Origin of the sequence: Rhizobium indigoferae, from assembly GCF_034554815.1 — a bacterium.
Lineage (GTDB): Bacteria > Pseudomonadota > Alphaproteobacteria > Rhizobiales > Rhizobiaceae > Rhizobium > Rhizobium leguminosarum.
Genome location: NZ_CP140636.1, coordinates 463808 through 488934, shown reverse-complemented (window position 1 = coordinate 488934; position 25127 = coordinate 463808). Strand labels below are relative to the sequence as shown.

Here is a 25127-nt window from a genome sequence, read left to right as displayed (position 1 = left end):
AATGACCATCCGCAATCTCGGCCTGCTGGTGGCTCTGTTGCTTGCCACCTCGGCTCAGTTTTCGCCTGCTTGGGCGAAAGACAGCGACAGTCAGCAGGTCGGGGGCGGCGATCATCAAAAGAGCGCCGTCGGAGCCGAATATGCCGCGCAATGCCAGCAGAACGGATTGCGCTGCACGCTCGTCTATGGCGATGCCTCTCCAAAGGTCGAACCGGCGTCGAATACGACAACATCGTCACCACAACGCAAGCCGTTGATGATCCCGCGAGAGCCGGTCGTCAGCGGTCCTCTGGCGGTTGCTATCGTGCTTGTCGGTCTCATCGTGGTCATCGGCTTGTGGATCCGCTTCGGAAATGGCGGCGTCTTGCTTTCATCGGCCCCACGCGACATCAAGCGGCAGGGGGAGGCGCCGGAAAGCTGGCGCACATCGGCAGACGATGCCGAGGAAAAGCCGAGCGACTTCCTCCAACGCATTGCCGCCATGGCGGATCGCAGGCAGGCGCTTGTCCTGTTGCTCAGGCATTGCCTGCTTCACGCGGCTGATGTGACGGGAACGCGGCTTTTCCGCTCGGATACTGAACGGGCGGTTTTCGCCCGTCTACCGAGCAGCATGCCCGACCGCGATCGGCTTGAAAATTTTCTGACCGCGGTTGAACTCGTTCACTACGGCGGCCGCACGCTTGCGGAAAGCCATTTCAGCGTCCTTCTGACGACCGCGCGCGGGTTGCTGTCATCAGGTAGAGTGGCCAATGCGTAACTCGGGCCCTCTTCTGTTTCTGGGGCTGTTGCTTGCGCTGGCGGCGCTGGCAGTCTTTGCGCTGTCGCGCGGCAGCGATTTCGACCGCTCAGCCCTCGGCAACAAGGGGTTGGAATCGTGGCTGCAAGCCAAGGGTATCCCTGTCGTCCGATCCGACCCTCATGTCGCCCGGGCGCGTTCGGAAATCTCGCTGCGCATTATTCCCTTGTCGATACGCCAAGGCGAGACTGTCGCACCTCAGGTAAACGAGGAAGCGGATGATGCAGGCCCGGAAAGTCCGATCCGGGAGTCAAACCGCTATGCCCTGCCAACGCTGATCATTTTGCCGAAGTGGCAGGGCAGCGTTTCAACGGATGGTATTGCCAGCAAATCGAGACTGGTCGATCTCGCCGATATCGGCAGCGAACTCGACAAGATCGGTTATTCAGATTTTGGCTTCGCCCGTAGCAGCACCGATTTTGAAGAGGCGCAGCCGCAGCTGTACCCGGGGCAGCCCATCAGTATCGCCCTCTATCAGGCACAAACCTTCGAACGGTCGAGCCTCCCGGGTGGTTGGGAGGAGCTCGCGGGCACACCGTCGGGCGCACTGCTCCTGCGTGGCGAGGACGACCCCAACATCTATCTGCTGTCGGATCCGGACCTGTTGAACAATCACGGACTGGCTCTGGCCGATAACGCCTCCTTTGCCGTGTCGCTGGTCACGCTGTTGCGCGGCGCGGGCGAGAAGCGGCCGGTCTATCTGGATACATCAGGCCTTCCTCTGGATAGCAAGAAACCGGCGGATGAGGGCCGGACCTACGAGCGCTCTGCCTCCGATTTCAAGCGGTTTTTCGCCTATCCGCTGTCCGTCATCTGGGGAGTGCTGTTTGTTGTTGCCGCTATTTGTTTCTGGCGCGGCGCCTATCGCTTCGGGCCTGCCTTCAACGAGACATCCGGAAACATCGAGCTGTCGAAGACTGCCGCGATCGACGCGACGGCGCGTCTGCTGCGCCTATCGGGTAATGATGGCCGGATGACCGGACAGTTCGTGCTCCATCTGCTTGCGGACAAGGCGCAACTGGTCTTCGGCCCTGGAGCGGGAAACGAGGCGGGCATAGAGCGGCTGTTTAAGCGTTTGGCGCGCCGGGATCAGGCGGCGGCGAAAGCATTGCACTCGTCAGCACAGGCGCTGATCGATCGTGGACATCTGATGACGCGGGCTAATCTGCACCGCAATCTCGAGACATTCAGAAAATCGCTGGGGAGCATTGACCTTGGATCTAGGTGAATTTCGTAATCTTATCGCTGCGGTTCGTGGCGAGATCGGCAAAGCGGTGCAGGGGCAGGATGCGATCATCGATCTCGTGCTGATCTCGATCTTTGCCGGCGGGCACTGCCTCGTCGAAGGTCCGCCCGGCACGGCCAAAACCTTGCTTGCCCGGTCAGTCTCTGCCGCCATGGCGCTGCAATATCGACGCATCCAGTTCACGCCAGACCTGATGCCCGGCGATGTTCTGGGCGTCAATCTCTTCAATTTCCAGACTAATCAGTTCCACCTGACCAAGGGCCCGGTCTTTACCGACATTCTTCTCGCCGACGAGATCAATCGCGCGCCGCCGAAGACGCAATCCGCCCTGCTGCAGGCGATGAACGAGCGGATGGTCACGCTTGACGGGACCGATTATTCCCTGGGGCCGGATTTCTTCGTGCTTGCCACGCAAAACCCGATCGAGCAGCAGGGCACCTATCCCTTGCCCGAAGCACAGCTCGATCGCTTCCTGTTCAAGCTTGTCGTCGATTTTCCCAGCCGCGATACGGAAATTGCTATCCTCTCCAAACACGCGACGCAGGCGCTGAAATCAGACCTGCGCAACGCAGGCATCCGTCCGCTTGTCACGAGTGCCGCACTCGCGGAAGGGCGGGCGCTGATCGATGCGATCCATCTGGACAACACGATCCTGACCTACATCGTCGATCTGGTGCGCGCAACGCGCTCCGATCCCGACATTCTCTACGGCGCATCCACCCGCGCGGCCGACGCTGTTGCATCGGCAGTGCGCGTGCGCGCGGCTTTTGAGGGAAGGGATTACGGCTTGCCGGACGATGTCCAGGCGTTGCTGGTGCCCGCCTTGCGTCACCGCATCGTGCTTTCGCCCTCGGCGGAAATTGACGGGCGCACGCCGGACGAGGTGCTGCGCAATATCATGAACCGCGTGGATGCGCCCCGTTAAATGCGGCCATCCTCCACTCTGATCGCGCTCGTTCTGATATCCGCCGCGGTGACGGTCTTCACTAGCGTGTGGTGGCGCGACATGAGCTATCTCCTACTCCTCATGTGGCTTGCAATCGCAGCGCTCACGGTCGCCGATCTGGTCATCTCCAACTTGGCGGGCAGGATGACGATCGATTTCGATCTGCCGCCGCAAGGCTTTGTCGGCCACACCACCGCGTTCACGGTCGGCGTACGGCCGCAGAAGGGCGTGCTGCCTCAGAAAATCGAAATCCGGCTCGATCTTGCTCCCGAGCTTGTCGTCGACGAAATCAGATGGCTCAACCCTGCATCGGGTGCCGGGGAAGGGGAGGTCAAGTCCTCTCTGGACCTTCATCTGATCCGGCGGGGACGATACGCGGTCAACGAGCTGTGGCTGAAGTGGCCATCGCGATTGAAGCTGCTCGAGATCATCGCGCGCATGCCGGTGGGCAAAGAGATCGCCGTCCAGCCCGACATATCGCCGGTGCTGTCGGGAGCGATCAAGACCCAGATCCTGCCGCTGGAGGCCGGCCAGAAGGATTTGCGGTTGCGTGGCGAGGGATCGGAATTCCACCAGCTGCGGGAATTTGCTAGCGGCATGGATCCGCGCAGCATCGATTGGAAGCGGTCGGCGCGCATGCGCAGTCTCGTCGTGCGCGAGATGCGGGCCGAACGAAACCACCAGATCATCCTCTGCGTCGATTCCGGGCGGCTGATGGGCGAACAGCTTGCCGGCTTCACGAAGCTCGATCGCGCCATCAATGCGGCGCTCGCCATGTGCTGGGGTGCAGGCCTTGCCGGCGATCTCGTCGGCTTCTACAGCTTCGACAGCCGTCCGCGTCTGTTCGTGCCGGCCTTGCCCGGACGAGCGGCCTTTCCGCGGCTGCAGACGGTGTGCGCCGGGCTGCGCTACGAAACCCAGGAGACCAACCATACCTTGGGACTGACCCACCTGTCCGGACGCCTGAAGCGACGGTCGCTGGTCGTGATATTCTCCGATTTCGTCGACGCCATCACGGCGGAGCTGATGATCGAGAACATACAGGTGCTCGCCCGGCATCACTTCGTCGTCTATGTCGCCTTGCGCGATCCGCTGCTCGCGAAGCTCATCGAACCCGAGGATACGACGCTCGATGCCGTCGCTCGCTCGGTTGCGGCACGCCAGATCCTTCACGAAAGGCGCGCCGTCATGGAAAAGCTGGCGCGTCTCGGCGTGCTTTGCCTCGATAGCACGCCGGAAGCACTGACTTCGGATCTCATTGCGCGCTACATCGAAATCAAATCCCGTGAGATGATATGATGGATATCGGTATCGACGGCAGGATGGATAAGGGCGCGACAGTCAATGTCGGCGCTGTCCAGAACGATACGCTTCGTTCGGCCCGCTTCCGGTTGGAGCGCGAGGCACACTGGCGTCAACTGGACGAACTCGTGACGCGTGCCGAGAAAGGGGGCGCAGCCGCGCTCGGCTATGATGAGGTCCGCAATCTCGCCAGCGGCTACAGGCAGGCGATGAACTCGCTGAGCGTGGCGCGCGATATTTCTCTCGATCGCGCCCTGATTGCCTATCTGGAAAGCCTCTGCGCCCGGGCCTATCTCGTCGTCTACGCCCCGCAGGAAAGCCTGGGCGGCCTGATGAGGCGCCTGCTGTCGCACGGCATTCCCCAGGCCGTGCGTCGCTCGGCCCTACCTTTGTTCATCGGCTTCCTGGCGCTCATTCTGGGGGCGGCTGCCGGATACAGGCTCTGCGCCAACGATCCGAGCTGGTTCTATACCTTGGTGCCGCCGGAGATGGCCGACCAGCGTACGCCTGATGCCTCGACCGACTACCTCCGTTCGACCATCTATGGCGATGAAGGGCATGACAGCGACCGGCTGGCCGCATTTTCCGCCTTTCTCTTTTCCCACAACACCACCATCGTCATCCTGATCTTCACCCTTGGTGTGTTCGTGTCGGTGCCGAGCTTCATCCTGACCTTTTACAATGGTCTGATCCTCGGCGCGTTCTTCGCGATGTTTTATCGCAGAGGGCTGGGCTACGACGTCTTCGCCTGGCTCTCGATCCACGGCGTGACCGAGCTTGCGGCCATCGCCATTGCTTGCGCGGGTGGGGCAAGGCTCGGACTTGCCGTTCTCCTTCCAGGTGCCAGAACACGAAAGGAAGCCTTGCGCCACCAGGCGCATGATGCCGTCAAGCTCGCCATCCTGGCGGCGCTGATGCTTGTCGCGGCAGCCTTCATCGAAGGCTTCCTGCGCCAGTTGATACAGAATCCGACCTGGCGTCTCATCATCGGCTGGGGGATGGGCGTCTGCTGGGTGGGCTGGCTGCTGCTTGCAGGCCGCGAAAGCACAGGGTCGCGTGAGGGGGTGCGATGAACCGGACAGACAAGGACGGCAAGCGCGTCGAGCAGTTCATCCCGCCGGAGGGCGTCCCGATCACCTTCGCCATTGCCTCGCTCGGAACCCGTTTCGGCGCGCAATTCCTCGACATCGTCTTCACCACAATCATCATATTCATCTGTGCCACCGCCATCATCTTCACAGGCGTGCTGCCTATGACGGCGGAGGCGATGCTCATGGTGCTGCTCGGTTTTTTGGTGCAGATCCCCTATTACATCCTCTCGGAACTCATCTGGAACGGACGCACGCTCGGAAAAAGAATAACGGGCATCCGCGTCATCAATGTGGACGGACGGCGGCTTACGCCGCACCAGGTGACCGCACGCAACCTGATGAAACAGGTGGAGATTTTCGCCCCCATGGGCCTTTTGGCTTCGATCGACACGCAGTCGGCCTGGGAAAACGGTCTGACGAGCCTCTGGCTTCTGGCAGTGGTCGTCGTTCCCTTCACCAACCGGCGCCGGCAAAGGCTTGGCGATATCATTGCCGGCACCCTGGTGGTCGACACTCCGCGCTCCGTGCTGCTGTCCGACCTCGCACTGTCCGCCCCCGCCGCCGCGTCGACGCAGGCGGAGTACGAATTCTTGGCCGAACACCTCGATGTCTACGGCAAATATGAGCTGCAGACGCTGGAGGACGTGCTTCGCGACTCGACAAAGACGTCCAACCATAAAGAGATCGAACAGATCGTGCGAACCATTACCCGGAAGATTCGGTATGAAGACACCGTGAAGCCCGGCCGGGAGCTGCACTTCCTCAACGAGTTCTATCGCGCCCAGCGCGAGCATCTGGAGAGCTTGAAGCTTTTCGGCACGCTTCGCGAAAACAAATATCATGAGCATTCGCGAACAGAGGCGAAGAAACTTGTTTGATGCGACGTAGTTTCCGAAACAACGCGCCTTCTACGGCAAAAACAGCACGTTGTACTGATCGACATCGCCCGGCAGATCCCGCACCTTCATCTCCACCTCTCGATCCTCGAAGAGGACGAGGCAATCCTCGTAGAAGCCTGATAGCATTGATATGAAGGCTTTCGTTGCCTCTGCTCCGTAGAAGAGCGGCGTGAACTCCATATAGAGCGGCACGCGGCGGGCAAGCAGCGGCTGCATCGACCGGCAGGCGACCGGCTCGTAGCCCTCGATATCCATCCAGACCAGACCGATCGCAGCCGGGTCGATTGAAAGTCCGGCAAGGATTTCGGGGACCGGCTTCACCGGCACGCTTATCTTCTTGTCCGTCGGGCTCTGGCGAATGGCGCTGCTCTTGCCGTGATTGTTGAGGTTGAGGAAAAAGTCGATCTCGCCTTCGTGCTCGCCGGCGGCGCAGTTAACGAGGCGGACCTTCTCCTCCAGCCGGTTCTGGCGGATGTTAAGTTGAAGCAGCGGGAAATTGCGTGGATCGGGCTCGACGCTGACGATCTTGGCGTAAGTGCCGCTCAAGGCGAAATAGACCGTCTGGGTGCCGATATTGCCGCCGATCTCGAGCAGCGTCGCATCCTTCCTGAGCAGGCCGCGCTCGCGCAGGATGACGATCAGCCGGTCGACGGCCTCGCGCTCGAAATGGCCCTTCCGGAAAACCTTGCGGCCGATATAGTCGGCGGGCGAGAAGGTCATCAGATGGTCGCCAGCGTCGACCGTGATCGAGACGACGCGCGGGCCGATATTCTCGATCAGCAGGCGGCGGCCGAAGCGGGTGTCGAAGAAGCGCGAAGCGGCGGCATTGCGCGCCTTGCGCAGGCGGCGGCTCCAGTACTTGGTGGTCAGCCAGGGCTTGCCGGGCATCAGGCTTTTCCTTCGAGCGGTTCTGCCGCTTTCTCTCTCGGAATGACGTAGACTTTCAAGGGCAAGGCCCGGCCGCGCACACTGATTTCACGGCTTTCGATGCCGGCGAGGTCAGCACCCGAAAGGTTCGCCACCGGTTCGGAGATGACGATCGCCGCCTCGAACTCCTTGGCAGCACTTTCCAACCGGCTCGCAACATTGACGGTATCGCCGATCGCCGTCATGCTGCGGACCCGACCGTATCCCATCGTGCCGACGACGGCAGGGCCGGTGTGAATGCCGATCGCGATGCGCAGCGGCAGTGCCAGCTCATCGGCCAGCTCGGCGGCGAGTTTTTCGATCTCGGCGACGATTGCAGCAGCTGCGTTGAGCGCCTGGCGACAGGCTTCCTCCGGCGTGGTGTTGAGCCCGAAGAGCGCCATGGCGCCGTCGCCGATGAACTTGTCGAGCCGCCCGCCCGCCTGCTCCACTGCCTTGCCGATGATTGCGAAATAGCGGTTCAGCAGGAAGACGACGTCGAAGGGCAGGCGGGTTTCCGTCAACGTGGTGAAATGGCGGATATCGACGAAGAGGACGGCGATCTCGCGCTCGCGGCCGGGGCTCGTCTCCTGGCTGTTGGCAGGAAGTGCAGCCTCGATCGCCGGCACGAGAAGCGGCGCGACCGCAACGTCGCCGTTTGGACGAAGCTGGCAGGCGAGCCGGACATCCGGGCCGGCATTGATGCGCCTCAGCGTCGTCTGTTCCATCTTGTCGGGGGCCGGCAGGCTGTCGTAATCGCCAAGGATCTGCACCCGGCAGGTGGAGCACTGGCCCTTGCCGCCGCAGACGGAATAATGCGGCAGGCCGCCGAGCCGGCTCGCTTCCAGCACCGAGAAGCCGCGCGGCACACTGATCACCTCGCCGCCCGGATAATGCACGGAGACCTGGTCCAGTCGTTCCTTCAGCTTTCGGCGGGCGCGGGCGACGACGACGATGAGCAGCGAGGCCGAGAAGGCGCCGTAGAGCCCGGCGCGGATCATGGCGACCTGACGATGAACCTCCGGGTTTGAGGCGTAACGGGTGTTGACGCCCTCCTTGTAGGCGCTGATCGTCATTGCCTGCTGGTAGGACGGATCGGCGAGCGTGCGGCCCATTTCAACGAAGCCGAGCAGCGAGAGCACCGGCACGAGGATCGCAAGCGCCAGCAGCAGCGGCGCAAAGTCCGGATACCAGGGCCGATAGCGCAGCCAAAAATGGATGCCGATGCAGCCGTGGATCCAGACGGCGACGACACCGAACACCTGCCGCACGCCGTTTGTCGGATTCCTGATCCAGAGCGTACTGACGACCGTTTCGTAGTCATCGATGTAGCCGTAGAACTCATGGGCGATGCGCGTACCGATGACGTGATCCATAAGCAGCAGCGGGATCATCAAGCCGAGCACGATCTGCGCCATTTCCCCCTTCGGCATGACGAGGCTGCGGCGCATGTAGATGGCGCGCAGCACCAGTGCGATATGGATGAGGACCGACGAATAGAAGATGGCGGTCCCCAGAGGATTGCGCCAGATCGCCATAAAGAGGTGGGCGGCTTTATCGGCGGCGGCGACGGAAATCAGGCCAATCGCATGGTTCGACAAATGCAGCAGGACGAAGATGAAAATGACGAGGCCGGAACCGAGCCTCGCCCTTCTGATCGCACGTTCCGAAAAAATCCCTGTGGCCGAGACCGTCGTCATTCATTCCCGTTCTTGTCGATGTAACCGCAGGCCCATAGAGATTGAGAAAGAGGCGGAATTGCTTCGATCGCGATCACATTCCATATGCTTATGCGCAAGTTTTAATGAAGGGGACAATAGCGAAATTTTCTTCATAGGCACGAGTGCCAGTTGTAGACAGTCTGTCTAATGTGAGGTGTCAATGCGGGTGGCTTTTTACGCGCCGATGAAATCGCCGAACCATTCGGTACCGTCGGGCGACCGGCTGATGGCGCGGCTGTTGATCCGCGCGCTGGAGCTTGGCGGGCACGAGGTCTACGTGATTTCCGAATTCAGGACCTATGCCTCGACACCGCAAGCCGTAGCCGCACTCGAACCCGCCATCTGCGCCGAGCTGGAGCGGCTGCGGTTGACATGGAAATCCCAGCCGCGACCGGAACTCTGGTTCTGCTATCACCCCTATTACAAATCGCCCGATCCCTTCGGGCCAGCGATATCTGCCGAATTCGCCATTCCCTATGTCACCGCCGAAGCCTCCTATGCGGCAAAACGCGACCGAACCGGCTGGGCAGCGTCACAGAAACGCGTGGGCGAGGCGATCGTGCAGGCGGCGGTCAACATCAGCTTCACCGAGCGGGACCAGGCCGGGCTTGCAGCCGCCTTTCCGCAGGCGCGGCTTGCCGAGCTGAAACCCTTCATCGACACGGCGTTGTTCGAGAAGGTGTCGCCGGCGTCCGACCCCCACCGGTTGATGACGGTCGCGATGATGCGGGCCGGCGACAAGATGGACAGTTATGCGATGCTGGCGAGAGCATTGCGGCTCATTGAAGACCACCCATGGACGCTTACCGTCATCGGCGATGGTCCGATGCGCCAAGAGGTGCAGGCGCTGTTTGCCGATTTTCCAGGTCGGATCGAATGGCTGGGCGAGCGCAATGCCGTCGAGATCGCCGAACTGCTCGGGCGCGGCGGCCTCTATGTCTGGCCCGGCTGCGGCGAGGCCTATGGTCTTGCCTATCTGGAGGCCCAGGCCGCCGGCCTGCCTGTCGTCGCGCAGGAAACGGCTGGTGTGCCAGCGGTGGTCGAGGCTGGCGTGACCGGCCTGCTGACGCCGGATGGCAATGTCGCCGCCTATGCCGAGGCTATAGCTGGCCTGCTTTGCGACAGGCAAAGGCGCGACGTCATGGGGCAGGCGGCGCGGCGCTTCGTGCTCGGCGAGCGCTCGCTTGCGATGGCGGCGCAGGTATTGAACGGAATTTTGCGGGACAATGCAGGAATAGGAGTGACGTGATGACTGAAGGGATAGCCTGGGATCCCCTGCGCCGCGAGCTCGAGCGCTGGCAGGCTGCCGGCCGCGTGGCGCGGTTCTGGCTGCGGGATGACGATGCCGTCGAGCCGACGCCGGCATTGGAGACGTTGATGGTGCTGGCTAGCGAAAACGAGGTTCCGCTGATGCTTGCGGTCATCCCCGGTCTGACCGGCGAGGCGTTGGCTGGGCGGCTGGAGGAGGAAATAGCCGTCGCTGTCGCCGTGCATGGCTGGTCTCATACGAACCATGCGGGGCCGGAGGCGAAGAAACAGGAACTCGGCGGCGAGCGGCCGGCCGACGTCGTGCTCGGTGAGTTGCGTGAAGGGTTCCAGCTTTTGCAGCGCCTGCATCCGGCCCGCTTCCTGCCGGTGCTGGTGCCGCCGTGGAACCGGATCGATGCGGCCCTCATCCCGGCGCTGCCCGGTCTCGGATTTGCAGCCCTTTCGGTCTACGGGCGGGCACAGCAGGGCGGTCCGGTGACCCTCCTCAACACCCATGTAGACATCATCGACTGGCACGGCACGCGCGGCGGACGGACCGAGGCGGAATTGGTGGCCGAGCTGGTGGCCGAGCTTCGCGACCGGTTTGCCGGCAGCAACGAGCCTATCGGTCTCCTCACCCACCATCTGGTGCATGATGCGGCAGGCTGGAATTTCCTGTCGGCCTTGTTTTCAGTGACGGGCCGGCATCCGGCCGTCCACTGGTCTTCGGCCTTGGAACTGCTGGGGCCTTAGCAAATGTCGATCAGGCGGCGTGAACGCGTCCGAGGAAGTCTCGCATGAGTGCTACGACGTCATCGAGATGCGTCTCGAGCAGCCAGTGGCCGCCGCCCAGCAGATGCAGTTCGGCATCCGGCAGATCGCGCAGATAGGCCCGAGCCGATTTTTCCGGCATGTAGTGGTCGTTCGGACCCCACACGATCAAGGTCGGCGGCCGGTATTCGCGCAGATATTTGCGGTGTTGCGGGAACCAGGCCCGGTTCTCCTTCAGTCCGGCGATCAGGTCTATGGCGATCTCCTTTCGCCGCGGCGTGATCAGCGACCAATGCAACTTCCAGAGATCTGGCGGGATGGTCTCAGCCAGAGGGGGCAGCAGATCGTTGAGGAATTCCTCTTTGAAGGCCTCCTCCCTGACTGCCTCAGCCAGCACCTTTCTCATCTCCGATCTCGGAAGCGTCCACGTCGCCTCGATCTCCGCATACTTCGGTCCGAGGGCATCTTCATAAGGGATATCGCCATTCTGGATGATCAGCGCCACGATGCGCTGGGGGATGCTGATCGCCAACCGGGCACCGACAGGCGAGCCGAAGTCGTGCAGGTAGAGGACAAACCGGTCGACATTCATCGCGCCGACGAAGGCCTCCAGCCAGGCAGCATATCCGTCGAAGCTGTAGTCGAAATCATCAGGCGTGCTGCTGTAGCCCGCACCCGGGAAATCCGGCGCAATCAGGCGCCAACGATCGGCAAGGCGCGGCATGAGATTGCGAAATTCATAGGATGAGCAGGGATATCCGTGCGGCAGCAACAAGACCGGCGCATCTTCTCGGCCGGCCTCGCGGTAAAAAGTCTCGACGCCTGCAACCGTCATCCAGCGATGTCGGACGAGAGTGGCCATCGGAAAGCTCCTCAGAATCGTTCGTCGTTCTCTTCACCTTCGGTCTTCGTCATACTGCTCGGCGCCTTCCACCGGTCGCAGCCACGGCTCGCGGCGTTTGACCCAGAGTTCGTAGCTCGGCACCAGAGGCGTCGGCGCCTCGGACAGAATGCCAAGCTTGATTTCCGCCTCCTGGTCGTCGGCGGAAAACAGGCGCGAACCGCAACCGGTGCAGAAATGCCGGCCTTGAAACGCGGCGGTTTGCCCTGAATGTTCGAATTGGCCGGCGGGCCAGATCCCATAAAAGGTAAAGGCCGAACCGCTTTCTTGCCTGCAATCCGTGCAATGACAGATTCCAACGCGTAAGGGTTCGCCCCGGACAGAAATGTGCACCTGCCCGCAGAGACACTTTCCGGAAAGCACGGTCATAACGGATGCCTGTTTCGTTGATTTGCGCTGCCGGAAAAACGGTCTGGCCCAGCATCGGTTCCGCTGTGACGTCGCAGGCATGCTCGGTTCGACGTAGTCGAAGAGCCTCGGACTGGACAGGATAACGGAGGCCCTTAGCGGAGCTGCTAGATCACCACGATCTGATTGTCGCGCGCGGCAAAGGATTCGGGGAAGGCTGCCTGCGCTTGCATTTCCATCTGCGCCAGCTGTTCGTCGGTGCGGGAGGGGGCGTGGTGGAAGAGCGCGAAGCGCTTGGTGCCCGCCATTTTCGCCAGCTCGGTGCCATGCTGCCAGGTCGAATGGCCGAAGCCCTTGAAGCGCTGCATCTCGTCTTCGTTGTAGGTGCAGTCGTAGACGACGAGATCGGCGTCCCGCATCATCTCCAGCGAAACCGGATCATAGCTGCCTGGAATATGCTCGATATCATAGACGAGAGCGACCGAGCGGCCCTGCCATTCGATGCGGTAGCCGATGGCGCCGCCCGGATGGTTCAGCATGAAGGTCTTGATCTCGATGCCCTTGTGAGGGGTCAGCACCTGACCGGCATGGAAATCGCGGAAGTTCATCGTCGCCTGGCAGATGTCGGTCTTGACGGGAAACCAGGGCGGGCTGATGAACTGCTCGACCATTTCGCGCGTGCTCATCTTGCCATCGAGATGGCCGGACCAGATGTTGACGTTGATCGAGGGGTAATAGATCGCCTTGAAGAAGGGCAGGCCGATGATGTGGTCGTAGTGGCAGTGGCTGAAGAACAGATCGACGTCGCTGACGCTGTCGGCGATCATCGATAGCCCAGCCTCGCGCAGGCCGGAGCCTGCGTCGAAGATCATCCGATGTTTTCCGCAGCGAATTTCGATGCAGGAAGTGTTACCGCCGTAGCGATCGAACTCGGGGCCTGACACGGGAATACTGCCGCGGACGCCCCAAAATTTTACCTGAAACAAATCTGTCGTCATCGTTCTTCAAACCGGCCTTCCCACGTCGCCATCGTAGTCATTGTTCATCCCGATGCGAAGCAGTAGAATTCCACGGGTTTGCCTGCGGCCCCTTTCATTCTCCTAACCGCTAGCGGAAGAAGAAGTAGATTTTCCTAAGCAATCGGCTTTCGCTTCGGAAAGCAACCCAGTATGGTTGGTTTTCGGTAAACGGGCTGCTGAGGGCGGGGACATTTTCCCGTACGTCATGCTTATTAGATGGTTGCGCGCGATTGAAAAAACAATTGCCGCCCTGTTGAGCCGAAAAATCCAGTTTTAGGAGCAGCGCGAAAAGCCACGCCAAAGGGCTTGGCCCCACAGGCATTTGGCGCTGTATTGTGGTCAGGCCCTGCTCGACCCCAGTCGCATCCGCGTTCTCCGGCCAAACCAGCATCATATGAGGAAATTCTAATTCCTATTCTGCGAATGCTTCCTTGATTGAGAATGCCAGAAGGAGATATATCCGAGGATATAGAAAATATAAGAGACTCGCGATGCTGCAGCCGGTTATAAACGAGACCATTGCCGAGAGCAGCTACAGGCGCATTCGGGCCGACATCATTTTCGGTCGGCTGGCCCCCGGACAGAAGTTGAAGCTGGAAAGCTTGAAGGAGTCCTACGAGACCAGCATCAGTACACTTCGAGAAGTGCTCAATCGGCTGTCGTCCGAGGGGCTTGTCGTTGCCGAGGGACAAAAAGGTTTCGAAGTATCTCCGGTGTCCGTTTCGGACCTCAAGGAGACAGCGGCACTCAGGCTTCTCCTGGAAACACATGCGCTGGAGCAGTCGTTCGTGCATGGCGACGTGGAGTGGGAAGCTCCCCTGGTATCAGCGCACTACAAATTGGCGCGGATGGAACAGGTGATGGCATCTGGCGACACCAGCAGGGCAGAGGACTGGAAGCGTTACGACTGGGAGTTTCACCAAGCGCTGATATCCGCCTGTGGATCGAAACTGCTGATGGAGACGCACTCGGTGATCTTCGACAGATATTTGCGATACCAGATGGTCGCCTTGTCCTATCGCGGCGATGTCGCCGCCAATGAACATCAGCAGCTTTTGGATGCGGCATTGCGACGCGATGCGGAGACGGCCAAGCGGGTGCTTGTGCTGCATATCCAGGGCGGGGTCGAACATGCGCTGGCAAGAGGGACGCTGAAATAGAAATGATCCGGACGTGTCTCTTCGAGCTTCAGGTCTACCAACGCGGACATTTCGGCAAAACCAGGAAAAGCCATGCTCAAGCAAGTCCATGACCCGGCTGAAACAGTAAGCGATGTCGTCTTCCGGCAAATCCGTGAGGATATCATATCAGGGACATTGCCGCCGGGGGCCAAGATCAAGCTGGAGCAGGCAAAGGAGCGCTACTCCATCGGCATTTCATCGCTCCGCGAAATTCTAAGCCGCCTGACGACGGAAAATCTCGTTGTCGCCGAGGGCCAGCGTGGCTTCGAAGTCAGCCCTGCTTCGCGCCGAGAACTCCTCGAGCTAGCCGACCTCAGGATCGTTCTTGAAACGCACGCGATCGGCCTTGCCTTCGCTGCGGGAAATCTCGAATGGGAGGGGCGCATCGTCGCCGCACATCACAGGCTGGCTGCTGCCGAACGCAAGCTCCTTGCCGGCGACGTCTCGCGGACCGTCGACTGGGTCCGATACGACTGGGAGTTCCATCAGGCGATCGTCTCTGCCTGCAATTCAGCGACGCTGATGGCGACGTTGTCATCCGTCTTCGACCGCTTTCTCCGCTACCATATGCTGGCCGAGAGCTTTCGCGGAAAGCCCGTCGTCGATGACCATAGGCTTCTGTTCGAGCTTTCCATTCAGCGCGACGTTGCTGGTGCAACCGAGGTCGTCAGACGGCACGTTCAAAGCGGCGTGGAGCATGTGCTCAAGAGCGGCCGGATTACCTAAAACACGGCTCAAGAGGCGTCTTTCGGAATTCCTTCCGGACGCATCTGCTTTTTCAACGCGGCGATCCGGAAAATAGCGTTCGGCGCGCCGTATCCGCGGTAGCCTCGGCGCTCGACGATCTCGAAAAAGAAAACCTCTCCATATGTTCCGCTATAGAGCTGGAAATATTCGCCATGCTCGTCTCGGTCATAGAGGATGTTTTCCGCCTTCAGCCGCTCGGTCAGGGCCGGATCGAGGCCGAACCGTGCTTCGACGTCGTCATAATAGTTCGGCGAAATGTGCAGGGATCTGAAACCGCAAACACGAAGGCTTTCGGCGGTTGCAAAGATATCGTCGGTCAAGAACGCCAGGTGCTGTATGCCGGCCCCGAATTTCTCGGCAATGAAGTGCCCCGCCAGGGTGCGGCGATTCTCGGCTCCGTTCATGGTAATGCGCAGCGCGCCGGACTCGTTTTCGACAACTTGGCTGCGGACCACCCCGGCTGGATCGATGATGTCGACCATAGGGGTCTTCCGCGTCTCGAAAATGGACGTATAGAACAAAAGCCAGGTGAGCATTTCATCGTAGCCGACCGTCTGGGCGACGTGATCAATGCGCAAAAGGCCTGCCGACGGCGCGTCGCTGTCGTCCGCAACCGGCTGAAAGTCGATTTCGGAGAAGCGACCCAATGCGCTCTTGTCGTCGATGAGATAGACGATCCCACCTCCCACGCCCCGAATGGCAGGCAGCTCGAGCTCACCCTCTGCGACGGGCTGGGTGAATGGCTCGGCATCCAAGGCGAGTGCGCGCTCATATGCCTTGACGGCGTCGTCGACGACCAGGGCCATGGCATATGCAAAAGTACCGTGAACGGCGTAGGCCGCATTCGCGAATCCTGCCTGATCGACATTGACGAGGATCCGTATCTCGCCCTGCTCGAAAAGAGAGACTTTCTTCGTGCGGTGGATTGCAGTCCTCTTGAATCCGAGAGTGCGCAGCAATGCAACCAGCTCGATTTCATCGTCCTCGTCAGTGGCAAACTCGACGAAGCCGACCCCCTTAACGGAGGGCCTTTCCGGCATCGCCGCTCCGGTCATGCTGCCGATGCCGAGATGGCGGCGCACCTGATCGCCGAGATAGATCAGGGAGCGATGGCCATCGGCCGCGATCGCACGCGACAAACCGCCTCGAAACTGGTCGTTGAAGATCTCCAGGGAGAAATACCCATCATAACCTGTTGCGGCGACGGCTTCGGTGAACGCAGTAACGGGAAGGTCGCCTTCACCTGGCATATTTCGGAAGTGGCGGCTCCAATAGAGCAGGTCCATGTCGATCAACGGAGCATCGGCAAGCTGGACGATGAAGATTTTCTCTTTGGGAATCGAGCGGATGGAATTGACGTCGATCTTACGCGACAAGGTGTGGAAGCTGTCGAGGATAAGACCGACATTCGGATGATCGGCGCGACGCACGATCTCCCAGGCGTCGCGGTGGTCATTGATGTGGCGACCCCAGGCAAGCGCCTCGTAGCCCACCCTCAGTCCACGCTTGGCGGCACGTTCGCCGAGTTCGCGGAAGTCGTCTGCTGCCCGGTCGATGCCGCCGATGGCTGCCGGCGAGACGTTTGAGCAGACGAGCACCAGGTCCGTTCCCAGCTGCTGCATGACGTCGAACTTTCGCTCCGCACGGTCAAATGTGCGGCTTCGCAGCGGCTCCGGCATGCCCTCGAAATCACGAAATGGCTGAAACAGGGTGATCTCCAGGCCATGGTCGCGGACGAGTTTCCCGACATCAGCCGGGCTTCCGTCGAAGGCGAGGAAGTCATTCTCGAAGATCTCGACGCCATCGAAGCCCGCCTGGGCGATCGCCTCGAGCTTCTCCGGGAGTTCGCCGCTGATCGTTACAGTCGCAATCGAGGTCCTCATGTCAAAGCCCTTCCGATATCCGTGCGAGATTAAACGAGCGCCGAAGACGACGATGCGTTCCAGAAAACCGCTCGCTACTATTATGGCAAATGTCGTGAGGAATTCAAATAGCGTGTCTTATTATAAATTCTCATATGATTTTGAAAAACTCTGTTGATTTGAGCGCTCGTCTCTGGCAATCATTGCTCTCACAGTCAAAAGGTGAGGTGGCTGTCCGGTCGAATGACCGCCAAAGGAGGAGGATTTACATGTTCAAGTCTTTGCTAACGCGCCGAAATGCGATGCTCGGAGCGGCGGCCCTGGTGGCTGCCGTCACCCTGGCGCAACCGGCGGCCGCCGTCACGCCTGACGAAATTAAGGCTCGCGGCAAGATCATCGTCGGGATTCAGGGCGACAACCCGCCCTGGGGCTTTGTGACCAGCGGTGGCAAACAGGACGGCCTCGATGCCGACATCGCAACACTGTTTGCCAAGGAACTGGGTGTTTCCGTCGAGTTCGTGCCGCTTGAAGTCAACAACCGCATTCCCGCACTGACGGCCGGCCGCGTCGACGTTTTGTTCGCGACGATGGCAATGCTGCCAGATCGCGCAAAGGCCGTGCAGTTCAGCAAGCCCTATGTTGCCAACGCCATCGTTCTGATTGGTCCGAAATCCGCAGAGATCAAGACGAATGCCGACATGGCCAAGTACACGGTCGGCGTGGCCAAGGGTGCAGCTCAGGACACGCAGGTCACCAAGAACGCACCCCCAGGCACGACCATCCGACGCTATGACGGAGACGCCGCAAGCGTCCAGGCGCTCGTGTCCGGCCAGGTCGAGACGCTTGGTGGCAACATCTTCTATATGGATAGGGTGGAGAAGGCCCGTCCGGGCGAATTCGAAAACAAGCTTGAGTTCCAGAAGCTCTATAACGGTGCTTGCACGCGTCTCGGCGAAAAGGAAATCAATGCGGCGATCAACACCTTCATCGACAAGATCAAGGCCAACGGCGAACTCAAGGCAGTCTACGACAAGTGGATGAAGGTTCCGGTCCCGGAATTCCCGGCTAGCCTCGAGGGCATTCCGTTCGCCGCAAACTGAAAGCTCCATAAACCGAGCATTTAGCCGTGGAGGCGGGCGTCCCTAGTGATGCCCGCCAACGCTACCATCATGTTTGGAGACCGGCTTCGGCCCGCGTCCGGGAGCGCGATCATGAACAAACCAATCTTTGTGCTCAATGGACCGAACCTCAATCTTCTCGGTCAACGCGAGCCGGCGATCTATGGAACAACGACGCTTGCCGACATCAGGCAACGCTGCGTGGCCAAGGCAAAGGCGCTCGGATTCGACGTCGAGTTTCGGCAGACCAATTTCGAGGGCGAACTCGTCGAGAGCGTTCACCAGGCCCGGACTGACGCCTGTGGCATCATCATCAATCCTGCCGCTTATACGTTCACATCGATCGCCCTTCTCGATGCGTTGAAAATGTTCGACCCGCCGAAGATCGAACTGCATATTTCGAATGTTCATGCGCGCGAGAGCATCTACCACAATTCGCTGATCTCGCGCGTTGTCACGGCCATCATGATCGGCTTTGGAGCCGACGGCTATGAACTCGCTGTCCAGGCGATGGCAGGCATGGTCAAGCGGGACTGAACTTTCAGGAAGACGGACCGAAGGATTGCCATGAACTATAAGTTGGATTTCACCCCGGTCATAGATGGCCTGCCGAGCCTTCTGCTTGGCTGCCTCGGGACATTCTTGCTTGCCATTTGTGGGATGCTGCTGGCGATCATCATCGGAATTGGCGGCGTTGCGTTGCGCGACTCTGCGCTCAAGCCGGCGCGATGGCTGGTCATCGCTTTCGTCGAATTGATCCGCAACACGCCTTTTCTGGTCCAGATCTTCTTCATCTATTTTGCGCTTCCGCTCACCGGCATCAGGCTAGATCCGACGCCGACGGCGATTATTGCGCTCGGCATCAACGGGGGTGCCTACGCAATCGAGATCATTCGCGGTGGCGTCCAGTCGATCCCGAAGGGACAGATGGAAGCGGGTCTGGCCCTTGGTCTGCACAAGGCTCAGGTTTTCCGGCTGATCATCCTCAAGCCGGCATTGCGGGCGATCTATCCGTCCCTGACCAGCCAGTTCGTCCTCCTGACGCTGACCACCAGCATTGCATCGGCGATTTCGGCCTACGAGCTGACTTCCGTTTCGCAGCGCATCGAGTCGGAGAGCTTCCGCAGCTTCGAGGTCTACTTCACGGTCACGATTTTCTATTTCGTGATCTCCTGGCTGATGATGCGCATCTTCGCGCTGTTTTCGGCGCGCTACTTCAAATATCCGGTCAAGTAGGAGGAATTCCATGGGTCACGACGAATTCGTCTTCCTCCTGATCGGCTTGAAGTGGACCGTGGTCCTGTCCGCTGTCGGCTTCGTCTGCGGCTGCATTGCAGGGCTCGGCGTCGCCCTTGCGCGCGCCTCGGGCATACCGGTGCTGGAACGCCTGACGGCCGGCTATATCGCTATCTTCCAGGGAACACCTCTGCTGATGCAGCTTTTCGTCGTCTATTACGGCCTGGCGCTGGTGGGGCTGATGCTCGATGCCTGGGTGGCCGTTGCCATCGGCCTGACCCTGCATGCAAGCGCCTATCTGGGCGAGATCTGGCGTGGCTCGATCGAAGCGGTTCCGCGCGGCCAGACGGAAGCGGCAAAGGCTCTCAGCCTCAGATATGTGTCGCGCATGAAGGATGTCATCCTGCCGCAGGCGCTGCGCATCTCGCTGCCTGCCACGGTCGGTTTCCTCGTGCAGCTGATCAAAGGCACCTCGCTTGCATCGATCGTCGGCTTCACCGAGCTGACGCGCGCCGGCAACATCATCTCCAACCAGATCTTCCAACCGCTGACGGTCTTCGGCATCGTCGGCATTCTCTATTTCCTGATGTGCTGCCCACTGACGATTCTTGGCGCGCGCCTCGAACGAAAGTTTGCCGTTTCTGCGCGCTGATCCGCATCCCTGTTCTTCGATGCGATCCAGCCGCCAACGTGGAGTTCATATGATGACCAGTCCCAGTCCTGCTCAAGGCGCAGAGACCATGATCACCATGGAGCGGGTGGAGAAGTGGTATGGCGCTTTTCAAGCCCTGCACGACATCAACATATCGGTTCGTAGCGGCGAGAGGATCGTCTTGTGTGGGCCTTCCGGCAGTGGGAAGTCGACGCTCATCCGCTGCATCAACCATCTTGAGACCTACGAGAAAGGTGAAATCCGCGTCGGCGGAATTCTTCTCGGAAATCAGGCCAGGACCATCGATGCGATCCGCCGTGAAGTCGGCATGGTCTTCCAGCAGTTCAATCTGTTTCCGCATCTGACCGTGCTGCAGAACTGCATGCTGGCGCCGATGAAGGCTATCGGCGTCGGTAAGGCGGAGGCCGAGGAGCGGGCACGCGGGCTGCTCGAGCGGGTCAAGATCCTGGAGCAGGCCGACAAATATCCGGTGCAGCTTTCGGGTGGACAGCAGCAGCGCGTGGCCATTGCCCGCGCGCTTTGCATGCGGCCGAAAGTCATGCTGTTCGATGAGCCGACGTCGGCGCTTGATCCGGAGATGGTCAAGGAGGTGCTGGATACCATGATCGCGCTGGCCGACGAAGGCATGACGATGATCTGCGTCACGCACGAAATGGGCTTTGCCCGCCAGGTCGCCGATCGCGTGATCTTCATGGCCAGCGGCGCGATCGTCGAGGAAGCCCCGCCCGCCGAGTTCTTCACAAACCCACAGCATGAGCGAACCAGAAAATTCCTCGGAGAAATCCTTCGGAAGTAAGGGGTCTCAAGGTCGATGCGTCTGACAAATACACCTCTGGCAGATTCCGGGAGCTGGCAATGAAGCCGCTGGAGATTGCAGTCATGGGAGCCGGCCTCATCGGCAGGCGCCACGCCGAGCGAATTATCTCCGAGCCCGGAACCGTTCTCTCGGCGGTGATCGATCCTTCTGACGCCGGGCGTGACTTTGCCGAGACTGTCGGCGCCCGATGGTACCGGAACTTCTTAGACATCCGCCGTGAGGACAGGCCTGACGGCGTCATCGTGGCAACGCCGAACCAGCTCCACGTCGAGAACGGAATGGAGATCGTCGCTGCCGGCATCCCTGTTCTGATCGAGAAACCGATCGCCGACGATGTCGATGCCGCGGCCGCACTTGTTGCAGCCGGCGAGAAGGCAGGCATACCGCTGCTGGTCGGCCATCACAGGCGCCACAATCCGATGATCCAGGCGGCCAAACAGATCGTCGATGGCGGAAGGCTCGGTCGGATCATCACGGTGCACGCCACCTTCTGGGTCGCCAAGCCCGACGAGTATTTCGACATCCCCTGGCGGCGCGAAGCGGGCGCCGGCCCGGTCTTCGTCAACCTGATCCACGATGTCGATCTCTTGCGATATTTCTTCGGCGAGGTTGAAGCCGTCCAAGCGATGGAATCACACGCCGTGCGGAACCACGCCGTCGAGGAAACGGCTGTCGTCACGCTGCGTTTCGAAAGCGGGGTGCTTGCCACCCTCAACGGTAGCGATGCTGTGGCCGCGCCCTGGAGCTGGGAAGCGACCGCCGGCGAAAACTCTGCCTTTCCCCACTATGACCAATCCTGCTACCAGATCGGCGGCACAAAGGGTTCGCTCGGAATTCCTGATCTAACACTGTGGACGAGCCCTTCGAAGCCCGATTGGCTGGAGCAGCTTGCCCAGGAGCAGGTGCCCTACGCAGCAGCCGATCCCCTTTGCGTTCAGCTCAGACATTTTTGCGACGTCATTCGTGGCGATGCCACACCTCTCGTGAGTGGCCGGGAGGGCCTTGCTACTCTCAGGGTCATCGAAGCGATCAAGAGATCGGCGCGCTGGGGGCAGATGATCCACCTCTCCAAGGCCAGCGCCTCTTCCGACCCCCAGAAAGTCTGACCACATGATCACCGGGACGACCAAACTCATCGCTCACCTCGGCTATCCCACGGAGTCCTTCAAGGCCCCGCTGATCTACAATCCGTACTTCGAGAAGAATGGAATTGATGCCGTCGTCGTGCCGATGGGCTGCAGGCCGCAGGACTATCCGGCATTTCTGAAGCTTCTGTTCCGGCTATCCAATATCCACGGTGCTCTCATCACGATGCCGCACAAGATTTCGACGATGGCGTTTCTCGACGAAACGTCGACCAACGCGAAAGTCGCCGGCTCGTGCAATGCAGTGCGTCTCGCTTCGGACGGCAGGCTGATCGGTGACATGTTCGATGGCGAGGGCTTCGTTCGAGGCGTGTTGCGCAAGGGCAAAAAGATCGAAGGAGCCCGTGCGCTCATCGCCGGTGCCGGTGGCGTCGGTTCGGCGATCGCGGCATCGTTGGCACAGGCGGGCGTCGCCCATCTCGCCATCTTCGACGCCAACGAGACGACCGCGGCCGCGCTGCTCGACAGGCTGAAGAAATACTATCCGCATCTTGAAGTGACGGTCGGCTCCGTCGATCCTGAAGGTTTCGACATTGTCGTCAACGCGACGCCTCTCGGAATGCGACGGGGTGATCCGCTGCCGATCGATATCGACCGCATCTCGCCTTCGACCTTCGTCGGCGAAGTCGTGATGACGAAGGAGATAACCCCTTTTCTCGAGGCCGTGCGAGCGCGCGGCTGTGCGTTTCAGGTTGGGACCGACATGTTATTCGAACAGATCCCAGCCTATCTCGAATTCTTCGACTTCCCGACGACGACGGCCGACAATCTGCGTGCCATCGCCAAGCTCGGATGATGTGAACTCAAAGCGAGGCGGTGATGCCGCCATCGACGGTCAGCATGTGGCCGTTGACGAAGGAGGAGGCATCCGAGGCCAGGAAGACGGCGGCGCCGACGAGCTCCTTGACCTCGCCCCAGCGGCCGGCAGGCGTGCGGTTTTCCAGCCAGGCGGAAAACTTGGGATCATCGACGAGGGCCTGGTTGAGCGGCGTGCGGAAATAGCCGGGCGCGATCGCATTGATCTGCAAACCGTATTTCGCCCAGTCGGTCGCCATGCCGCGCGTGAGGTTCTTCACCGCGCCTTTGGTCGCTGTATAGGGCGCGATGCCGGGACGGGCGAGTTCGGCCTGGACGGAGGCAATGTTGATGATCTTGCCGCGGCCGCGCGCAATCATCGCCTGGGCGACCGGCTGGCTGACATAGAACAGGCTGGAGACGTTGGTCTTGAAGATTTCGTCCCACTTGTCGACCGGGAAGTTCTCCAGCGGGGTGCGAAACTGCATGCCGGCATTGTTGACGAGGACGTCGATCGGGCCGATCTCCGCCTCGATATAGGCGATGGCGGTGCGGCTGGCTTCCGCATCGGTGACGTCGAAGGCGGCACTGACGGCATGGCGATGGCTGCGACGAATATCCTCGGCGGCGGCTTCCGCCTTCTGCGCGTTGCGGCCGTTGATGATGATCGAAGCGCCATGCTCGGCAAGTCCGACCGCCAATGCTCGGCCGATGCCCTGACTGGAGCCGGTGACGAGGACGCGGCGGCCGGAGAGATCGAAAAGGGGAAAGGTCACGAGGCTGCTCTCATCTTGGGAGGTCAACTTGAAAAACGTAGCACCGGGTGCTACTTTGAGACATTCGGAACGGCTTTCAAACCGGGTGGTTTATCAAGGCAGCTCGCAAAGCGCGGATATCGGATTCCGTACTATTGAAAGCTATCAGGCAGGTCGCGGAAGGCAAGGCAGTTGATCTGGGCGGCGTCTGGAGATCGAACATGGCAAAAAGAATTAAGTACAAGAGTGATGCGTTCGAGGCTATTCACACGTCCGCGAAGGCTATGCATAAAATAGGAACAATCGACAAGGAAACGATGCGCTCCTTCGACGAAAGTTGCCTCGTTTCGCCGGGCGTTCTCGATCCTGAAGAGATCAAGGCGCTGCGGGAAAGCAATCACGTCAGCCAGCCGGTTTTTGCACGATATCTGAATACCAGCGAATCCACCGTGCAGAAGTGGGAAAGCGGTGCCAAACGGCCGAGCGGGACAGCGTTGAAGCTGCTCTCGATCGTGCAGAAGCACGGACTTCAGGTTCTGAGCTAGGCCGTTCCAAGCCTCTTGATATTCCCCGTAAGCTCCCCGGCGAGCCGCAGGCTGGCGGCGGTTGCCATCGTCATTTGCGGCAGCAGCAGCCATTCGAGCGTCCAGGCCGCACCGGAGCGTTCCTGTTCGTGGACAAGGGACTGGTGGATGCCCGATAGAACAGTGGCGTTGAAGCGGGCGAGCGAGACGAGGACCTCGGCGGAAACGGGGTTCTGCTTGTGCGCCATCGCCGACGAGGTGCCGCCGCCCGAGATTTCGATCTCATCGCCGGCCTGGGCGAGTAGCGCGATATCCTGCCCCATCTTGCCGAGACCGCCCGATATCGACGCGAACAGGCCGGCAATATCGGCGATCGGCAGGCGCCCGCTCTGCCATTGGGGTGCGTCGGTGAGGCCGAGTTCCTGGGCGAGCGAGGCACGGATGGCTGCGGCCTGCGACCCGAGCTTGTCTAGCGTGCCGGCCGCACCACCGAACTGGACGGGAAAACTCTGCTCGGTCAGGCGGTCGCGAAAGGTCGTCAACGGTGCGCGCCAGGCATTGAGGCGGTCGGCTACGGTGATCGGGATAGCCGCCTGCATGCGGGTATGACCCATCAGCTGGTTCCGGCCGAACTGGCCGTCCAGCGCATCGAGCCCTGCGGCAATGGCGGAAAGCCGGCCGGCAAAGAGGAAGACGACGCCCTTCAGGCGGATCATCAGGCTGGTATCGATGACATCCTGGCTGGTGGCGCCGAGATGCAGGCTTTTTGCCGCTTCCTCGCCGACAGCAGCGCGCAGCTGCTCGACGAGGTCGGGAACGACGACACCGTCCCTTGCCGTTGCCGATCGAAGACTGGACACATCGGGCGAGAAGGCGGCGCAGGTGTCAGTGATGCGCCGTGCCGCTTCGGCAGGGATCAGGCCGTGAGCGGCTTCGGCCTTGGCGAGCGCGGCCTCGAAGGAAAGCATGGCCCGGATATCCGCCTCGGCGGAGAAATAGGGCGCGATTTCATCGTCGCCGAGCAGGCCGGAGAGGAAAGGGTGGTCGAATGGCGATGCGGTCATGGGTGTCTCGTTTTTT

At 60.4% G+C, this 25127-nt stretch carries 27 protein-coding genes; 18 read left to right on the top strand and 9 right to left on the bottom strand.

The window, feature by feature from the left end:
* Position 1 precedes the first annotated feature (1 nt).
* Genes U5G49_RS26170 through U5G49_RS26145 form a run of 6 tightly spaced genes read left to right on the top strand, consistent with a single transcriptional unit; the run spans position 2 to position 6259 of the window.
* Positions 2-757: a hypothetical protein gene (locus U5G49_RS26170; protein WP_115156714.1), complete on the top strand. Its 756-nt coding sequence runs from the start codon at positions 2-4 to the stop codon at positions 755-757.
* Positions 750-2024 carry a hypothetical protein gene (locus tag U5G49_RS26165; protein ID WP_115156713.1) on the top strand — a complete coding sequence of 425 codons (1275 nt, stop codon included), beginning with the start codon at positions 750-752 and terminating at the stop codon, positions 2022-2024. Before U5G49_RS26170 ends, U5G49_RS26165 begins: the two co-directional genes overlap by 8 nt.
* Positions 2011-2967, top strand: coding sequence for an AAA family ATPase (locus U5G49_RS26160; RefSeq protein ID WP_064655171.1), 957 nt, complete (start codon positions 2011-2013; stop codon positions 2965-2967). The genes U5G49_RS26165 and U5G49_RS26160 overlap by 14 nt, the downstream gene beginning before the upstream one ends.
* On the top strand, positions 2968-4287 hold the full coding sequence (locus U5G49_RS26155; protein WP_193443784.1) for a DUF58 domain-containing protein: 1320 nt from the start codon (positions 2968-2970) through the stop codon (positions 4285-4287). It begins immediately after the preceding gene.
* The gene (locus U5G49_RS26150) at positions 4287-5363 is read left to right on the top strand and encodes a stage II sporulation protein M (protein ID WP_193444144.1); all 1077 of its coding nucleotides are present in this window, start codon (positions 4287-4289) and stop codon (positions 5361-5363) included. The genes U5G49_RS26155 and U5G49_RS26150 overlap by 1 nt, the downstream gene beginning before the upstream one ends.
* Positions 5360-6259, top strand: a complete 900-nt coding sequence (locus U5G49_RS26145; protein ID WP_115156710.1) for an RDD family protein — start codon at positions 5360-5362, stop codon at positions 6257-6259. The genes U5G49_RS26150 and U5G49_RS26145 overlap by 4 nt, the downstream gene beginning before the upstream one ends.
* A 30-nt stretch (positions 6260-6289) precedes the next feature.
* Here U5G49_RS26145 and U5G49_RS26140 read toward each other — a convergent pair whose 3' ends face one another.
* Positions 6290-7168 (bottom strand): FkbM family methyltransferase, encoded by an 879-nt coding sequence (locus tag U5G49_RS26140; protein WP_115156709.1) that lies wholly within the window; start codon positions 7166-7168, stop codon positions 6290-6292.
* Positions 7168-8886 carry an adenylate/guanylate cyclase domain-containing protein gene (locus U5G49_RS26135; RefSeq protein ID WP_193443782.1) on the bottom strand — a complete coding sequence of 573 codons (1719 nt, stop codon included), beginning with the start codon at positions 8884-8886 and terminating at the stop codon, positions 7168-7170. The genes U5G49_RS26140 and U5G49_RS26135 overlap by 1 nt, the downstream gene beginning before the upstream one ends.
* Positions 8887-9067: 181 nt before the next feature.
* Between U5G49_RS26135 and U5G49_RS26130 the strand changes: the two genes are divergently transcribed.
* Together U5G49_RS26130 and U5G49_RS26125 are read left to right on the top strand one after the other, a co-directional pair.
* Positions 9068-10156 (top strand): glycosyltransferase family 4 protein, encoded by a 1089-nt coding sequence (locus U5G49_RS26130; protein WP_193443780.1) that lies wholly within the window; start codon positions 9068-9070, stop codon positions 10154-10156.
* Complete coding sequence (locus tag U5G49_RS26125; protein ID WP_193443778.1) at positions 10156-10908, top strand: polysaccharide deacetylase family protein; 753 nt, start codon at positions 10156-10158, stop codon at positions 10906-10908. The genes U5G49_RS26130 and U5G49_RS26125 overlap by 1 nt, the downstream gene beginning before the upstream one ends.
* A gap of 10 nt (positions 10909-10918) precedes the next feature.
* On the opposite strand, the gene U5G49_RS26120 is transcribed toward U5G49_RS26125, so the two are convergent.
* From U5G49_RS26120 to U5G49_RS26105, 4 genes are all read right to left on the bottom strand, one after another.
* Positions 10919-11788: an alpha/beta fold hydrolase gene (locus U5G49_RS26120; protein WP_193443776.1), complete on the bottom strand. Its 870-nt coding sequence runs from the start codon at positions 11786-11788 to the stop codon at positions 10919-10921.
* Positions 11789-11821: 33 nt separating this feature from the next.
* Complete coding sequence (locus U5G49_RS26115) at positions 11822-12196, bottom strand: GFA family protein (protein WP_065276171.1); 375 nt, start codon at positions 12194-12196, stop codon at positions 11822-11824.
* Positions 12197-12342: 146 nt separating this feature from the next.
* The gene (locus tag U5G49_RS26110) at positions 12343-13173 is read right to left on the bottom strand and encodes an MBL fold metallo-hydrolase (RefSeq protein WP_113541671.1); all 831 of its coding nucleotides are present in this window, start codon (positions 13171-13173) and stop codon (positions 12343-12345) included.
* A gap of 109 nt (positions 13174-13282) precedes the next feature.
* Positions 13283-13588 carry a hypothetical protein gene (locus tag U5G49_RS26105; protein ID WP_193443774.1) on the bottom strand — a complete coding sequence of 102 codons (306 nt, stop codon included), beginning with the start codon at positions 13586-13588 and terminating at the stop codon, positions 13283-13285.
* A gap of 97 nt (positions 13589-13685) precedes the next feature.
* On the opposite strand from U5G49_RS26105, the gene U5G49_RS26100 reads away from it, so the two are divergent.
* Together U5G49_RS26100 and U5G49_RS26095 are read left to right on the top strand one after the other, a co-directional pair.
* Complete coding sequence (locus tag U5G49_RS26100; protein ID WP_018494407.1) at positions 13686-14354, top strand: GntR family transcriptional regulator; 669 nt, start codon at positions 13686-13688, stop codon at positions 14352-14354.
* A gap of 72 nt (positions 14355-14426) precedes the next feature.
* Positions 14427-15101, top strand: coding sequence for a GntR family transcriptional regulator (locus U5G49_RS26095; RefSeq protein WP_115156703.1), 675 nt, complete (start codon positions 14427-14429; stop codon positions 15099-15101).
* Positions 15102-15109: 8 nt separating this feature from the next.
* On the opposite strand, the gene U5G49_RS26090 is transcribed toward U5G49_RS26095, so the two are convergent.
* Complete coding sequence (locus U5G49_RS26090) at positions 15110-17005, bottom strand: bifunctional sugar phosphate isomerase/epimerase/4-hydroxyphenylpyruvate dioxygenase family protein (RefSeq protein WP_193443772.1); 1896 nt, start codon at positions 17003-17005, stop codon at positions 15110-15112.
* Positions 17006-17253: 248 nt separating this feature from the next.
* Here U5G49_RS26090 and U5G49_RS26085 point away from each other — a divergent pair, with 248 nt between their 5' ends.
* The 7 genes from U5G49_RS26085 to U5G49_RS26055 all read left to right on the top strand — a co-directional run bounded on the left by U5G49_RS26085 (position 17254) and on the right by U5G49_RS26055 (position 22769).
* Positions 17254-18084 carry a transporter substrate-binding domain-containing protein gene (locus tag U5G49_RS26085; RefSeq protein WP_115156701.1) on the top strand — a complete coding sequence of 277 codons (831 nt, stop codon included), beginning with the start codon at positions 17254-17256 and terminating at the stop codon, positions 18082-18084.
* 111 nt (positions 18085-18195) lie between these two features.
* Entirely contained in the window at positions 18196-18639 is a 444-nt protein-coding gene (locus U5G49_RS26080; RefSeq protein ID WP_115156700.1) for a type II 3-dehydroquinate dehydratase, read from the top strand.
* A gap of 30 nt (positions 18640-18669) precedes the next feature.
* Entirely contained in the window at positions 18670-19338 is a 669-nt protein-coding gene (locus tag U5G49_RS26075) for an amino acid ABC transporter permease (protein ID WP_018246292.1), read from the top strand.
* A 10-nt stretch (positions 19339-19348) separates the two neighbouring features.
* Entirely contained in the window at positions 19349-19990 is a 642-nt protein-coding gene (locus U5G49_RS26070) for an amino acid ABC transporter permease (RefSeq protein WP_115156699.1), read from the top strand.
* Between the two features lie 52 nt (positions 19991-20042).
* Positions 20043-20807, top strand: coding sequence for an amino acid ABC transporter ATP-binding protein (locus tag U5G49_RS26065; RefSeq protein ID WP_115156883.1), 765 nt, complete (start codon positions 20043-20045; stop codon positions 20805-20807).
* 59 nt (positions 20808-20866) lie between these two features.
* On the top strand, positions 20867-21934 hold the full coding sequence (locus U5G49_RS26060) for a Gfo/Idh/MocA family protein (protein WP_193443770.1): 1068 nt from the start codon (positions 20867-20869) through the stop codon (positions 21932-21934).
* A 4-nt stretch (positions 21935-21938) separates the two neighbouring features.
* Positions 21939-22769: a shikimate dehydrogenase family protein gene (locus tag U5G49_RS26055; RefSeq protein ID WP_115156697.1), complete on the top strand. Its 831-nt coding sequence runs from the start codon at positions 21939-21941 to the stop codon at positions 22767-22769.
* Positions 22770-22776: 7 nt separating this feature from the next.
* Here the strand turns inward: U5G49_RS26055 and U5G49_RS26050 are convergent, their stop codons facing one another.
* Positions 22777-23544: an SDR family oxidoreductase gene (locus U5G49_RS26050; RefSeq protein WP_112908856.1), complete on the bottom strand. Its 768-nt coding sequence runs from the start codon at positions 23542-23544 to the stop codon at positions 22777-22779.
* A gap of 134 nt (positions 23545-23678) precedes the next feature.
* Between U5G49_RS26050 and U5G49_RS26045 the strand changes: the two genes are divergently transcribed.
* Positions 23679-24068 carry a helix-turn-helix domain-containing protein gene (locus tag U5G49_RS26045; protein WP_183620536.1) on the top strand — a complete coding sequence of 130 codons (390 nt, stop codon included), beginning with the start codon at positions 23679-23681 and terminating at the stop codon, positions 24066-24068.
* Here the strand turns inward: U5G49_RS26045 and U5G49_RS26040 are convergent.
* Complete coding sequence (locus U5G49_RS26040) at positions 24065-25111, bottom strand: 3-carboxy-cis,cis-muconate cycloisomerase (RefSeq protein ID WP_115156882.1); 1047 nt, start codon at positions 25109-25111, stop codon at positions 24065-24067. The genes U5G49_RS26045 and U5G49_RS26040 overlap by 4 nt on opposite strands.
* Positions 25112-25127: the final 16 nt, after the last annotated feature.